Annotated in this window: 11 protein-coding genes; 2 read left to right on the plus strand and 9 right to left on the minus strand. The window is 53.8% G+C overall.

All coding sequences use genetic code 11. The features are described 5' to 3' along the window. Positions 1 to 2 precede the first annotated feature (2 nt). The 8 genes from ACUY4S_RS15585 to mntR form a co-directional block, all read right to left on the minus strand. The gene (locus ACUY4S_RS15585; protein ID WP_458021634.1) at positions 3 to 1325 is read right to left on the minus strand and encodes a PTS sugar transporter subunit IIC; all 1323 of its coding nucleotides are present in this window, start codon (positions 1323 to 1325) and stop codon (positions 3 to 5) included. 27 nt (positions 1326 to 1352) lie between these two features. Next, positions 1353 to 2729, minus strand: a complete 1377-nt coding sequence (locus ACUY4S_RS15590) for a glycoside hydrolase family 1 protein (protein ID WP_458021635.1) — start codon at positions 2727 to 2729, stop codon at positions 1353 to 1355. 192 nt (positions 2730 to 2921) lie between these two features. Next, entirely contained in the window at positions 2922 to 3968 is a 1047-nt protein-coding gene (locus tag ACUY4S_RS15595; RefSeq protein ID WP_312688426.1) for an aldo/keto reductase, read from the minus strand. A gap of 102 nt (positions 3969 to 4070) precedes the next feature. Further along, positions 4071 to 5591 (minus strand): efflux transporter outer membrane subunit, encoded by a 1521-nt coding sequence (locus ACUY4S_RS15600; protein WP_458021636.1) that lies wholly within the window; start codon positions 5589 to 5591, stop codon positions 4071 to 4073. A gap of 1 nt (position 5592) precedes the next feature. Next, the gene (locus ACUY4S_RS15605) at positions 5593 to 7164 is read right to left on the minus strand and encodes a DHA2 family efflux MFS transporter permease subunit (RefSeq protein ID WP_458021637.1); all 1572 of its coding nucleotides are present in this window, start codon (positions 7162 to 7164) and stop codon (positions 5593 to 5595) included. Continuing rightward, the gene (locus tag ACUY4S_RS15610) at positions 7161 to 8258 is read right to left on the minus strand and encodes an HlyD family secretion protein (RefSeq protein ID WP_458021638.1); all 1098 of its coding nucleotides are present in this window, start codon (positions 8256 to 8258) and stop codon (positions 7161 to 7163) included. The genes ACUY4S_RS15605 and ACUY4S_RS15610 overlap by 4 nt, the downstream gene beginning before the upstream one ends. Before the next feature lie 100 nt (positions 8259 to 8358). Next, positions 8359 to 9468 (minus strand): anion transporter, encoded by a 1110-nt coding sequence (locus ACUY4S_RS15615; RefSeq protein WP_458021639.1) that lies wholly within the window; start codon positions 9466 to 9468, stop codon positions 8359 to 8361. Continuing rightward, positions 9465 to 9935, minus strand: coding sequence for a manganese-binding transcriptional regulator MntR (gene mntR, locus ACUY4S_RS15620; protein WP_312688416.1), 471 nt, complete (start codon positions 9933 to 9935; stop codon positions 9465 to 9467). Before mntR ends, ACUY4S_RS15615 begins: the two co-directional genes overlap by 4 nt. A 186-nt stretch (positions 9936 to 10121) precedes the next feature. Here mntR and mntS point away from each other — a divergent pair, with 186 nt between their 5' ends. Continuing rightward, positions 10122 to 10253, plus strand: a complete 132-nt coding sequence (gene mntS, locus ACUY4S_RS15625; protein ID WP_312688414.1) for a manganase accumulation protein MntS — start codon at positions 10122 to 10124, stop codon at positions 10251 to 10253. 279 nt (positions 10254 to 10532) lie between these two features. Further along, entirely contained in the window at positions 10533 to 12122 is a 1590-nt protein-coding gene (locus ACUY4S_RS15630; protein WP_312688412.1) for a phosphoethanolamine transferase, read from the plus strand. 65 nt (positions 12123 to 12187) lie between these two features. Here the strand turns inward: ACUY4S_RS15630 and ompX are convergent, their stop codons facing one another. Next, on the minus strand, positions 12188 to 12700 hold the full coding sequence (gene ompX, locus ACUY4S_RS15635; protein WP_312688410.1) for an outer membrane protein OmpX: 513 nt from the start codon (positions 12698 to 12700) through the stop codon (positions 12188 to 12190). Positions 12701 to 12993: the final 293 nt, after the last annotated feature.

Below are 12993 nucleotides of genomic sequence, written 5' to 3' on the forward strand. Positions count from 1 at the left end.
GTTTATTCTTCTATCCCATTGTTTCTTAAGGCCACCCTCTCAGAAATTTTGAGGAAAGGCAGGTAGAAGAATACACCAAAGAGGATGATCAGCAACTGTACCACCACTGCCCGCCAGTCCCCTGCCGTTGCCAGCCAGGCACTGAGGATTGGCGGCGTGGTCCACGGGATCATCACCACACAACGAGACATCCAGCCCAGCGTGGTACAGAGCCACGCAAACCAGATCCCCAGCGCCGGAAGCAGCACAAAGGGGATCATCAACGGGAGGTTAAAGACTATCGGTAAACCAAAAATCACCGGCTCATTAATGTTGAACAAACCCGGTGAGATGGCGAGGCGAGCGACCTGCTTCGACGATTTCTGCCGGGCAAAAATAAAGATCGCCAACAGTAACGACAGGGTACTGCCAGTGCCGCCAATCATGCCGAACGTGGGCACAAAAATGCTGTTAATGATGTGCGGGATCGGCTGACCGTTGGCAAACGCCAGCATGTTCTCGTTGGTGTTAATCAATAAGAAGGGTTCAAGGATCACCCCGTTGACCACCGTCTGGTGGATACCCAGCGTAAACAAGAAGTTACCAAAGCTGTAAATAAACAACGTACCCGGCAAACTGGTATTAATTTGCCGCAACGGTTGTTGGATCAGCGTGGTGATCAGGTGGATCAAATCAGTGTGCAGAAAGTTAGACAGGAGCGCCGCAATGATCGCGAACACAGACAAGGTAATGATAGTTGGGATCAACGCCGAGAACGATTTTCCCACCGCTGACGGGACATTATCTCCCAGTGATATTTCGAATCGCTTCACGCTGGCGACACGGATAAACAACTCCGTGGAGAGCAGGCCGATGATAACCCCGGCGAAAATCCCGGTCGTGCCAATGTTAATAAAGGAGAGCATCTGGCTGACCGTCACGGTGGTTTTGCCGCCTGCCGGCACAACCTCCAGTTGCATGGGCATCATCATAATAAAGCTGCTCAGCGCAATGACCACCGCTGAAACCGGATTATCGAAATTCTTATTGCGCGCCAGCGACCATGCGGTCATGGGGGCAATCAACAACGCGGCAATATTCAACGTGCCGTTGATCACCACTTCACCCCATACCTTAAAGCGCGCCAGCGTTTCCCCTTCCAAAACCCAGGGGAAAATCACGTTATTGATCAGCACTGCCAGCCCGGCAAGAATAAAAATCGGCATCACGGCGGCGAACGCGTCGCGCAGAGAACGCAAATGCACCTGATTCGCCAGACGGGCGGAGAAATCAACAAACTTATCGACAAACGACTGCATATTGGGCGTGATTTTCGTACCAGACATCGTGATGCCTCCCTCAATCCGTCACGTTTACATGTCGCGGCCGTTGCTGCGGATCACCTGTTGCAGCCAGCGGTAGCTCTTTTTCGGTACACGTTGCATATCTTTCAGGTCATGATTGTCGCGGTTGACATACACCACGCCGTAGCGTTTACGCATGTCCCCCTGCGAGCTAAGAATGTCAATCAAGCCCCAGCCGAGATAGCCCAGAACCTGTGCACCATCCTCGAAAATGGCTTCCTGCATCGCTTGCAGGTGATCGCGGTGGTATGCAATCCGGTAGTCGTCATTGATCGGGTTAACGCCATCCCACTCTTCAATCACGCCAATGCCGTTCTCAATCGGGAACACCGGCAAGCGCCAGTCGTTGTAATAACGGGTGATAATGGCGCGAAAACCCAGCGGATCGATTTGCCATCCCCATTCAGTGGCTTGCAGCCAGGGGTTAGCTTTATCGCCCTGTTCCAGGTAGTAATTAACCGGCGTGCCCGGCGCAATAGCGTCGCTATCCAGCGTTTTGCTGGCGTAATAGCTGAAGGCCATAAAATCATTCTTCATGCGCGCTATTTGCCGCAAATCTTCATCGCAATAGATATCGCGGAAACCTTCTCTGTCGACCACGGCCAGCACTTCCGGGCTGTAGCCCTGCCCGGCAAACACCCGCAGCAGGTTCTGATTGAGGAATTCGTCATATTGCGTGGCGCAGAACACGTCGCGCGGTTTGCAGGTCGCCGGGTAGACCAGTTGATGGGCCAGCATACCGCCCATCAATTTCCCCGGTTGCGTATCATGCAAATAATGGGTGAGCAGCACGTGTGACATCATCACATGGTGCTGAATTTGGTACAGCTCGCGTAGCGTTTTCTCGCCCTGTAAATAGCCGCCGACCTGAAACGCCCCCGGCATATGGTAGATATTCTGCTCGTTAAAGGTGAGCCAGTACTTCACCCGGCTGCCGAAGCAGTCGATCATCTTTTTGCCATAGCGTACGAAGGCATCCTGCACATGACGGTCGACAAAACCGTTATATTGCTGTGCCAGTGCCAGCGGCATATCGAAATGATAAAGGCAGATCATGGGCTCAATGCCGCGCGCCAACAAATCGTCGACAAAGCGGTCGTAAAACGCGATCCCTTCCTCATTGAACTCGCCGTCTCCCTGTGGGCAAACCCGACTCCACGAAATCTGGAAGCGGTAACAATTCATGCCCAGATCCTGCATAAGGTCGAAATCTTCCTGGTAACGGTGATACGAATCCGTGGCAACTTTCCAGTCGGAGGCAAACTCACTGGCTTCGCGAATATCGTAGACCGACCTCCCTTTACCACCCTCGTTCCATGCGCCCTCCGTTTGCATGCTGGAAACGGAATTTCCCCATAAAAAGCCGGTCGGTAACGTTTTGTTCATCACTTTTCTCCATGACTAGTCATTTCATACATATGACTAGTCATATAGACAAAGGCGAAAAAGTGGGCAAAAAAGTCAGTGCGTTTTTGTGACGGTTTTCGAAGATTAATGGGTGAGCAGCTTCGCCTGAACCGGCCTGAGAAGAGAAAAGATGGTGTGCCATATTACCCGGCACACCGAGCGACAGAAGAATTAGCGTGACTGCTGTTGCAACTGATGACGACGGTACTCGCCCTGACGCTCCAGCATCCACCCTGGGTATTCACGCGGCAGAGCACTCACCGCATCCAGTTGCTGCAACTCGTCGTCCGTCAGATGAATAGCGGTCGAAGCTATGTTGTCATCAAGCTGAGACTCGCGTTTCGCGCCAATAATCACACTGCTGACCACCGGCTGGTGCAGCAGCCAGGCCAGCGCAATTTGTGCCACCGAAACGCCTTTGCTGTCTGCAATCACGCGCATTACATCCACGCAGTCGAATGCCCGTTCTTTATTCACCGGCGGGAAATCAAACGTCAGCCGACGCGCCCCCGCTTCGCCCTGCCCGTCGCGGCTGTATTTACCGCTCAGCAAGCCACCTGCCAGCGGGCTCCAGACCATTAACCCTACGCCTTCACTTTGCAACATTGGCACCAGTTCGCGTTCCAGATCGCGCCCGGCGATAGTGTAATAAGCCTGTAGCGAGGCAAACCGCGCCAGTCCAAGGCGCTCCGAAATGCCCAATGCTTTGGTGATTTGCCACGCCGCCCAGTTCGATACGCCGATGTAGCGCACATGACCGTGCTGAACCAGGTTATCCAACGCGGCAAGCGTCTCTTCCATTGGCGTCGCGGGATCAAAACCGTGTAACTGAAAGAGATCGATATGATCCAGCTGCATCCGCCGCAGGCTCTCTTTCACGCTATGAATAATGTGGTAGCGGGAACTCCCGCGCGAATTGACCCCGGCAGTGCCGGTTTCGCCAAACGCTTTGGTGGCAATCACCACGTTTTCACGCGGGATTTTCAGGTTTTTCAGCGCCTGGCCGGTCATCTCTTCCGAGCGCCCGTTGGCGTAAACGTTCGCAGTATCAATAAAGTTGATGCCTGCATCCAGCGCTCGCCCCAGCAGGGTGTCGACCTCTGTCTGCTGTAGCTGGCCAATCTGGCCCCACATGCCCTCTTCACCGCCAAACGTCATGGTGCCGAGGCATAATTCAGAAACAAACAGTCCGGTATTGCCCAGTTTTTTGTAGCGCATGTTGGCGTCTCCTTAATCGGTTTCGTTGACGCAGACAGTTATACGCAATCCTCCCGAGGCGCGAATGTGAGGATCCTGCCTGTTTCTTGCCCAATTCTCTGATTATCCGCGAGGTGCCTCACCAAACACTGAATAATCAGGGAGTTGCACATTTTGATAGGGTTCCCAACCGCCGCCGAGCGCTTTATACAGCGCCACCAGGTCAAGGCTGCTCTGCACGCGCGCCTGCTCACGCTGTTGGCTCGCCTGCGCCAACTGGCGTTGAGCATCCAGCACATCGATAAAGCTGGCGATGCCCTTGCGGTAGCTGTCGCTGGCCAGAGAAAAGGCGTTCTGCAACGCGGTGACTGTTTTCTCCAGCCCGGCTTCCCGTCGCTGATCGGTGCGATAGCTGACCAGCGCGTTTTCCACATCCCCCAGCGCCGTTAACACCGTCTGCCGGTAGTTGAGCACAGCTGCGCCCTGCTGCGCCCGCGCCAGCTTGACGCTGGAAACCAGCCGTCCACCCTGGAAAATCGGGATCGACACTTGCGGGCCGAAACTGTAGAAATGGCTGCTCCAGTCGGTCAGCCAGTCGGCATCCGAGTTGCGCAGACCAAACTGACCACTGAGGCTAAAGCTGGGGAACAGCTGCGCCACCGAGACGCCAATCTGTGCCGTGGCGGCATGCAAGCTCGCTTCTGCCTCACGCACATCCGGGCGGCGACGCGCCAGGGTGGAAGGAATACCGGTCGGCACAATTTCTGGCAACGCGGGCAACGGCTGCGGCTGACGCAGTTCACTATCCAGCGCGCCGGGAGCTTTGCCCAGCAAGATCGCCAGGGCATTCATGGCCTGGCGCTCCTGCGCCTGATACTGCGGTAGTTGCGCTTCAAGATTACCCAGCTGCGCACGGGCATTTTCGACATCCAGTTGCGGCGCTAAACCGCCTTTTTGCCGGTTATCGGTCAGTTCGAAAGTTTGCTGCGCGCTGTCGATTTGGGTTTGCAACGTGGCAATAATGCTTTGCGCACCGCGCAATTGTAGCCAGCTGCGCGCCACTTCCGCTTCCAGCGAAACTAAGGCATCGTTACGTTGTTCAATCGCCTGTTGCTGTTGGGCCTGCGCCGCTTCAACCTGACGACGTACCTTGCCCCACAGATCCAGTTCCCATTGGGCATCAAAGCTGCCTTGATAAAGGTTCACAGGCTGCGTTAACGCCCCCAGCGCACTGGTAATCGCCGGATCGGCATTTCCTAACTGACCATAAACATCGTTGGACTTCAGTTCACCCTCAAGCCCCAACTGCTGGCGGGTGCCTTTTAGCGAACCGTTGACCGCAGGCAGCAAAGCACCGCTTGCCTGCGCAGTTTGCTCCCTCGCACCGGCAATACGCAGCACGGTCTGCTGCAAGGATAAATTCCCGGTAATGGCTCTTTCGATCAGGCTGTTCAATTGCGCGGATCGAAAAGTCGTCCACCAGCGGCTATTCACCGCCTGGGTAGAGGTGCGGGACGCGGCTGACCTGTCGCCCGGATCGTTGAAGCGGGCGGGCGTTTGCGGCTTCGCGGGCTGGTAATCCGGCCCGACGGCACAGCCTGCAAGCCACAGAGAGAGAAAGATGACAGAAAGACGCCCTGGCATATTAATGTGCTCCTGCGCTGCCTTCGCTTTTCACTGGCGACAGCAATAAACAAAAGGGGATCAGTATTAACGCCACCACACTCAGCAGCGTAAAGACATCGATATAAGCAAGAAACCGAGACTGTGCGATCATCGTTTTATACATCTGCCCGGTGGCGGTGGCGAGCGGGTCGCCTGCCAGCGTGGTGAAATGGCGAATCGCCTCGGCCGATGACCGTAACGCCTGCTGGAACGACTCGTTGAACGGCGACGTCTGTTCTGACAAATGGGCGCTGTGGGCCTGCGAGCGTTCGGTTATCGCCGCCGTTGACAGCGAGATACCAATCGATCCGGCGACATTGCGGAACATGGTAAACAGCGCTGAAGCATCGGCGTTGAGCTGCCGGGGTATAGTGACAAACGCGATGGTGGTCAGCGGAACAAACAAGAACCCAAGACCGATGGATTGCGCGCTGCGGAACAGCATCAGCGTGGTGAAGTCGATATCCGGCGTGAGCGTGCGCGACCACCAGAACGAGGCCGCCAGGCAGAAGAAGCCGAACGCGATGATCCAGCGCGTCTGTACCACCGGCATCAACTTCAGTACCAGTGGAATGGTCAACACAATCAGGACGGCGCCCGGCGACAGCACCAGCCCGGACCAGGTGGCGGTATACCCCAGGTCCTGCTGCGCCAGTTGCGGGATCACTACCGAACTGCCGTAAAGTACCATTGCCATCCCGGCCATCAGCAAGCTGGAGACAGCAAAGTTTCTGTCTGTCATTGCGCGCAGATCCACCACCGGTTTTTTCGCATACACCAGCCAGTAGATAGCCCCGACAATACCCACCGCTGTCAGCACAGCAAAAATGCGGGTGAAGTCGGAGTTGAACCAGTCTTCATCCTCACCGCGATCGAGCATCACCTGCAAGCAGCCGAGGCCCAGCCCAATCAGGCCAATGCCAGGCCAGTCAATGGTGAGTTTTTTCTTCGATTTACGCTCCCAGGGCGGATCCTCCAGCAACTGATAAATCGCCAGGACCGTGACAATCCCGACTGGAATATTAATAAAAAAGACCCAGCGCCATGAGTAGTTGTCGGTGATCCAGCCGCCAAGGGTTGGCCCCATCACCGGTGCCACAATCACCGCGATCGACGACAGGCCAAACGCCTTGCCGCGATCTTCCGGTTTAAAGTAATCCAGCAGTACCGACTGCTGCGTGGGCTGCAGCCCCCCGCCAAAGAAGCCCTGCAGGATACGAAACAGGATGATTTGCCATAGCTCTGTGGCAATACCGCACAAAAACGAGCAGACCGTGAACATCACAATACAGATCAGGAAAAACTGTTTACGGCCAAATACCCGGCTGAGAAACGCGGAAATCGGCAACACGATACCGTTCGCCACCAGATAGCTGGTCAACACCCAGGTGGATTCGTCATAACTGGCGGAGAGTGACCCGGCGACATGCGGCAGAGCCACGTTGACTATGGTCGTATCGAGGATCTCCATAAACACCGCGAGGGTGACGACCCACGCCACCGCCCACGGGTTACTGGCCGGACGCCAGTTATCGTGGCTGTGATCGGTCATTCCAGCGTTACCTTCGGTTCAACGGAGAGGCCCAACGGTAAGGGTTTATTCGGATCCAGACCCTTATCAATGACGATTTTTACCGGCACGCGTTGCACGATTTTGACAAAGTTTCCGGTGGCGTTTTCCGACGGGAAGGCAGCAAATTTTGAACCGCTGCCCTGCTGAATACTGTCGATATGCCCTTCCAGCTCCCTGTCTGGCCAGGCATCGACTTTCAGACTCACCTTATTACCCGGTCGCATGCGCTCCAGTTGAGATTCTTTGAAGTTCGCGACAACCCACACGTCAGGTGACACCAGTGAGAACAGGGCGCTGCCCGCCTGCACCAGCGTGCCATTTTGCACATTACGTTTAGTGATAAAGCCATCGAATGGCGCGCGCACCTCCGTCCACGACAAATTCAATGACGCGGTTTCCAGCTGGGCTTTCGCCTGCGCCACCTGTTGCTGGCGCGCTTCGACGTTGGTTTCCTGCTGGCGGATCTGCAACTGCACCTGCTCCGCCACCTCAAGCTGCGCCTGAGCGCTGGCAAGCTGGGCCTGAGCGCTACGCAACTGTGCATTGGCGCTGTCGATATTCTGTTGAGTTGTGGCGCGAGGATCGACGCCGCGCTGACGGCGGTAGGCGGCTTCGGCATTGGCAAGGTCGGCTTTCGCTTTCAATACCTGTGCGCGGGCTTCATCACGTTGCGCCGGATATTGCACTTTCGACAGTGCCAGTTGGGCCTGCGCCTGGTGCAATTGCGCAGTAGCCAGGCCTAACTGAGCCTGCGCCTGAGCGTGCTGGGCTTGGGCATCGCGCGGATCGATTTTCACCAGCAGATCGCCCTTTTTCACCCGCTGGTTATCTTTCACCCGCAGTTCGGTGACATAACCGGCCACCCTGGGGGCTATGGTCACTGCATCGCCATCGGTGAAGGCGTCGTCGGTGGTTTCCTGGTTACGGGTTAACAACCACCACACCAGCGCAACAATTACCATCACGCCAACGACAATGGCGAGGATAGTCAGCGGTTTTTTTCCGGGGCGTTTACGGGGGCTTTCGTTGTTATTTTCCTGAACATCGTCAGGATGCGTTGTATTTTCGGCCATATATCGCAACAGTCCTGTCAGGTAACGGTGCCAGAGATGCACCGCTACCTAAAGTTAGGCGGTTGCTATACATTTGCCAGGATAAACTGACAAATCAGCACTATCTGAATAAGAATAGTCCGTAGCCGACCAGCGCTGCCCACACTAAAAGTGGCAGAGAGTAGAGATGAAAACGCCACCAGATACGCCGATCATTGGCCATGCGCAATGCAATCAGGTTAGCCAGCGACCCAGGCAATAAGCCAAACCCGCCGACGTTAACCGCCCACGCTAGCAGGGTGTCTGGCGGCACATAGTTCAGCAGCAGAATAGTGGCAGGAACATTACTGATAAATTGCGACAGACCAATTGCTGTCAGCCACAAACCTGCGGGTGAAAGCTGACTGGTGCTGTTCAGGATCTGGTGCAGCGCAGGGAGTTGGATCAACAAATGCACGTCGATAAACATGGCGATAAACACCAGTAACAATGTCCAGTCAACGCTCAGCACCACCCGCCGCGCCAGCAGCAGGAAACCGACCGCCACAATGGCAAGCCCTGCCAGCTCTTGTTTGAGTTCCAGCGCGGTAATAAAAGCCAGATAAAAGCCCAGGCAACTCCACACCAGGCGCGGCTGCCAGTTCGCCGATTTAGTGCCATTATGGTAACTGAGAGCTTTGTTGGGAAAACAGAACCAGCACAGCACCAGCAGTGTAGCCATCATGGCCAGCGCCAGCGGCGCCATCTGCCCAATAAACGCCAGGAATGACATCCCGGATCGCCCCCACATCAGGATATTTTGCGGGTTTCCAATCGGCGTCAATAACGATCCTGCATTGACCGCCAGCGCTTCAAAAATAATCAAACGGTTGACCGGAATTTCACACAGCTTTTTCAGGGTAATGGTCAGCGGAACAACAATAAATAGCGCCACATCGTTGGTAAGAAAGGTGGAAAGCAGCGCCGCTGCCAGCACCATAAACATTGCCAGACGTCGTTCGCTATGAAAACGCCGTACCATGCGCCGCCCCAGCACATCAAAATAGCCGCTCAGCTCAACCCCTTTGGTGAGCAACATTAACCCGCTCAGCGTGATGATCGTGTGCCAGTCAATCGCCCCTGGCCAGGCTTTTGGCCGGAAGGGAACGAAAAAGCTCAGTGCGATGCCGATCAGCAATAAAAGGTGTAAAAAACGGTCACGCGCCAGCGCGCGGAAAAAGGGCAGTGTCATTCAGGCGGGTGCTCATGTTGCAGAGTAAAGCGGCGGAAACACTCGAGGGTTTCCTGGCTGACGTGGTGCTCCATCCCTTCGGCGTCCCGGCGAGCGGTATCTGCACTGACGCCCAGCACCAATAAAAAGCTTTCCACTATCTGATGGCGTTCACGGCTCTCCTGCGCCAGCCGTTCCCCTTCCGGGGTCAGAAACACGCCACGCCACGGGATTTGCTCGATCAACCCCACGGTTGCCAGCCGTTTTAACATTTTTGCCACTGTCGGCTGTGAGACGCCAAGGCGTGCAGCCATATCAACCTGACGCGCTTCACCCACTTCACGGATCAGATCGGAAATCAGTTCGACATAATCGTCGATCAGCTCGCGGCGATGCGCTTCACGCACCTGACGAAAGCCTTCTACATGCTCTTCAACATTTACCAGCGTCACTTTTTTTATTGTTTGCTTACCTGCGCGACGGTTCATTGTGCTTCCTCTGACAGAGTGACGCCTGTGCAGCATCATAAAAGAGAAGCGCCATTGTAAACCATCCGTGAAACAGTACAAAAAATTAACGTATTAGCCGTAGCTATGTAATATAGCCTGTGCTATATCTGTATGTAATACGTTCACTCTTCATGGATCGAAGGGGATAAACGTAAGGAGGATAAAATGAATGAGTTTAAGAGGTGTATACACGTGTTCAGTCACTCTCCCTTTAAAGTACGTTTAATGCTGCTTACTATGTTGTGCGACATGATTAACGGTAAGCCGCAGCAGAGTCACGATAAAACTTCCCACTAATGCGGCGTCGCGGTACGCCGCTTCATTTTTCTGTCACATTTCCCCGCCATACTGGCTCGTTCATCTAAAAAACTGCGTGTTTTTGCTGGATTTGCAATCATTCTCTCAAAACAACCGGTTACCGGGTGTTGACCTTCTTTGTGCCTCGCTTTATCTTTGCGCAGCCCTGCACAAATTGCGGCTCGCAGATGCGGACCCCCTCCCCTCTTCACACGCACTGTCCGGCAGGTTTTGACCCTTACGCCAGGGTGAGCACATGGCGTTTTCGCGATAGCATCAATGAGCCTAATCCTTAAAGAATCCGTTGCCTTCCGCAGCCAGACGATAAACCCGTGGACGGGTTTCTATTTCCTTCAGTCAATGTTGATTAACTTTGCGCTGGGTTACGAATTTAGCGTGCTTTACGCCATCGTCTTTACCTGCGCATTGCTGGTGCTGTGGCGTCATGCGCCACGCGCGCAAAAAGCAGTCATTGGCATCACTTCGCTGGTCGCGGCTTGCTATTTTCCCTTCGGCCAGGCTTATGGCGCGCCAAACTTTAATACGCTGCTGGCCCTGCACTCGACCAATATGGAAGAGTCGACGGAAATGCTGACCATTTTCCCGTGGTATCACTATGCGATTGGCGTCTTTATCTTTGCGCTTGGTATCGTTTCGCTGCGCCGCCGGGTCACGGTGCCGACAACTCCGTGGCTAAAATGGGACACCATAGGCACCGTTTTTTGCGTGGCCTCTTACTTTATTGGCCCGGTGCAAAACCACTTCCACGGTTATGAATTCCGCTTGATCGATACGGGTGTGCCGGTACTGCGCTTCGTGCGCGACGTAGCGGTTAACCATTTCGAAGTGGTGAAAGAACAAGAGAACATGACGCAACTTTCGCGCATGAAAGACACCTGGAATGTGCTGGCAGTCAAACCGAAATATCATACTTATGTGGTGGTGATTGGCGAGAGCGCCCGTCGCGATGCCCTTGGCGCATTTGGCGGTCACTGGAATAACACGCCGTTTGCCAGCCAGGTAAACGGCACGCTGTTTATGGATTATGTTGCAGCAAGCGGCTCAACGCAAAAATCCCTCGGGCTGACCTTAAACCGCGTGGTCGACGGCAAGCCGCAATATCAGGATAACTTTGTGACGCTGGCGAACCGGGCAGGTTTTCAGACCTGGTGGTTTTCTAATCAGGGGCAGATTGGTGAATATGACACCGCCATTGCCAGCATTGCGAAGCGTGCCGATGAGGTGCAGTTCCTGAAAAACGGGGATTTCGAAGCTAACAAAAACGCCCATGATGAAGATCTGCTGAAAATGACAGCGCAGGTCTTTTCGACCCAACGTACCCAACCGCAACTGATTGTGCTGCATTTGATGGGGTCACACCCGCAAGCTTGCGATCGTACCGGTGGAAAATACAACGAGTTCGTGCAGTCGAAAGAAACCTCATGCTACCTCTATTCCATGACACAAACCGACGATCTGCTTGGCAAGCTCTATTCACAACTGGTCAATACCGGCGAAAGCTTTTCGATGGTCTATTTTTCCGATCACGGGCTGAGCATTAAAGAGCGCGGCAAAGAGGTGCAGTACCTGGCGCATGATGATCACTTCCAGCAAAATTTCCAGGTCCCGTTTTTGGTGCTCTCCAGTGATGACAAAAACCATCGGGTTATCAAAGCGCGCCGTTCCGCAAATGACTTTTTAAGCTTTTTTTCGCAGTGGACCGGTATCGCAGCGGAGCAGATTAAAAATTCTTACCGCTTCATCTCCGAGCAAAAAGCCGGGCCAGTTTACATTACAAACTTTAAGTTACAGAAAGTTGACTACAACCATCTGGGCACGGACCTGTTCGATACCCGCAATAGCCGCTAGATTTTTCTAAACTGCAGGCAAAAAAAATCCGCCACATGGGCGGATTTTTTATATCGCCGAAGCGATTAGAAGCGGTAACCAACACCGGCAATCCAGGTGCCGACGTCTACGTTACGGATACGGCTCTGCTCGTAGGAGAAGTCCAGAGCAACGTTTTCCATCGGGTTGAACTGCAGACCAGCACCGTAGGAGAAGCCATAGTCGCTGGTGTCAGCGGTTTTAGCAACAGCTTCAGTCTGCTGGAATTTGCCGTAGCCCACACCCACTACACCGTAGATGCTTGCCCAGTCGTTGATGCGGTAAGCCGGACCTGCAGTGATGCCGTAGTACTGAGCTTTGTTATAAGCGCCGTCTTCGGTACGATCTTTTTCAGTGTAAGTAAAGGAACCGATAACACCCAGCGGGTTCTGATCCTGCTCGTAGCGGTATTTCAGGTTGAAACCATTGGTTTTGTTAGCCACGCCCTGAGCGTCGCTCTGAGCATAACCACCGGTTACGGTAGAAGTTGCTGCTACTGCAGAACCTGCGGATACCGCCAGAAGTGCGGCCAGTGCTGAAAGACATGCAATTTTTTTCATAAACCACCTCAAATGTGCTTCAAGTAAATCCTACGTCCTACGTTTTTAAATATATCAAAAATAGTTAAGAAACTCTTTGCAGGAAACGATGTCTAAGACTGCATTTCATGTAACAGAACATTTCCACCGCTGACCAACTCTTTCAAAAAACAGTCATTTTCCCGCACAACGTGCCATTATGATGCTTTCAAAGCGGCACGTTCATCCAGATAATTCCTAATTGGACAGGTTAATTAACCATCAGATGTTACCTATTCTACGCAATTTTGGCGGTTTTTTTTCAACAAACTCTC

The organism is Kosakonia beeri (genome assembly GCF_054165705.1).

What these genes read in the sequence shown, in the direction of transcription:
- ACUY4S_RS15605 (WP_458021637.1), bottom strand. Translation starts at nt 7,164, where the DNA reads ATGACCGATCACAGCCACGATAACTGGCGTCCGGCCAGTAACCCGTGG.
- ACUY4S_RS15595 (WP_312688426.1), bottom strand. Translation starts at nt 3,968, where the DNA reads ATGCGCTACAAAAAACTGGGCAATACCGGACTGTTTGTTTCTGAATTA.
- ACUY4S_RS15600 (WP_458021636.1), bottom strand. Translation starts at nt 5,591, where the DNA reads ATGCCAGGGCGTCTTTCTGTCATCTTTCTCTCTCTGTGGCTTGCAGGC.
- ACUY4S_RS15610 (WP_458021638.1), bottom strand. Translation starts at nt 8,258, where the DNA reads ATGGCCGAAAATACAACGCATCCTGACGATGTTCAGGAAAATAACAAC.
- ompX (WP_312688410.1), bottom strand. Translation starts at nt 12,700, where the DNA reads ATGAAAAAAATTGCATGTCTTTCAGCACTGGCCGCACTTCTGGCGGTA.
- ACUY4S_RS15630 (WP_312688412.1), top strand. Translation starts at nt 10,533, where the DNA reads ATGAGCCTAATCCTTAAAGAATCCGTTGCCTTCCGCAGCCAGACGATA.
- mntR (WP_312688416.1), bottom strand. Translation starts at nt 9,935, where the DNA reads ATGAACCGTCGCGCAGGTAAGCAAACAATAAAAAAAGTGACGCTGGTA.
- ACUY4S_RS15615 (WP_458021639.1), bottom strand. Translation starts at nt 9,468, where the DNA reads ATGACACTGCCCTTTTTCCGCGCGCTGGCGCGTGACCGTTTTTTACAC.
- ACUY4S_RS15585 (WP_458021634.1), bottom strand. Translation starts at nt 1,325, where the DNA reads ATGTCTGGTACGAAAATCACGCCCAATATGCAGTCGTTTGTCGATAAG.
- mntS (WP_312688414.1), top strand. Translation starts at nt 10,122, where the DNA reads ATGAATGAGTTTAAGAGGTGTATACACGTGTTCAGTCACTCTCCCTTT.
- ACUY4S_RS15590 (WP_458021635.1), bottom strand. Translation starts at nt 2,729, where the DNA reads ATGAACAAAACGTTACCGACCGGCTTTTTATGGGGAAATTCCGTTTCC.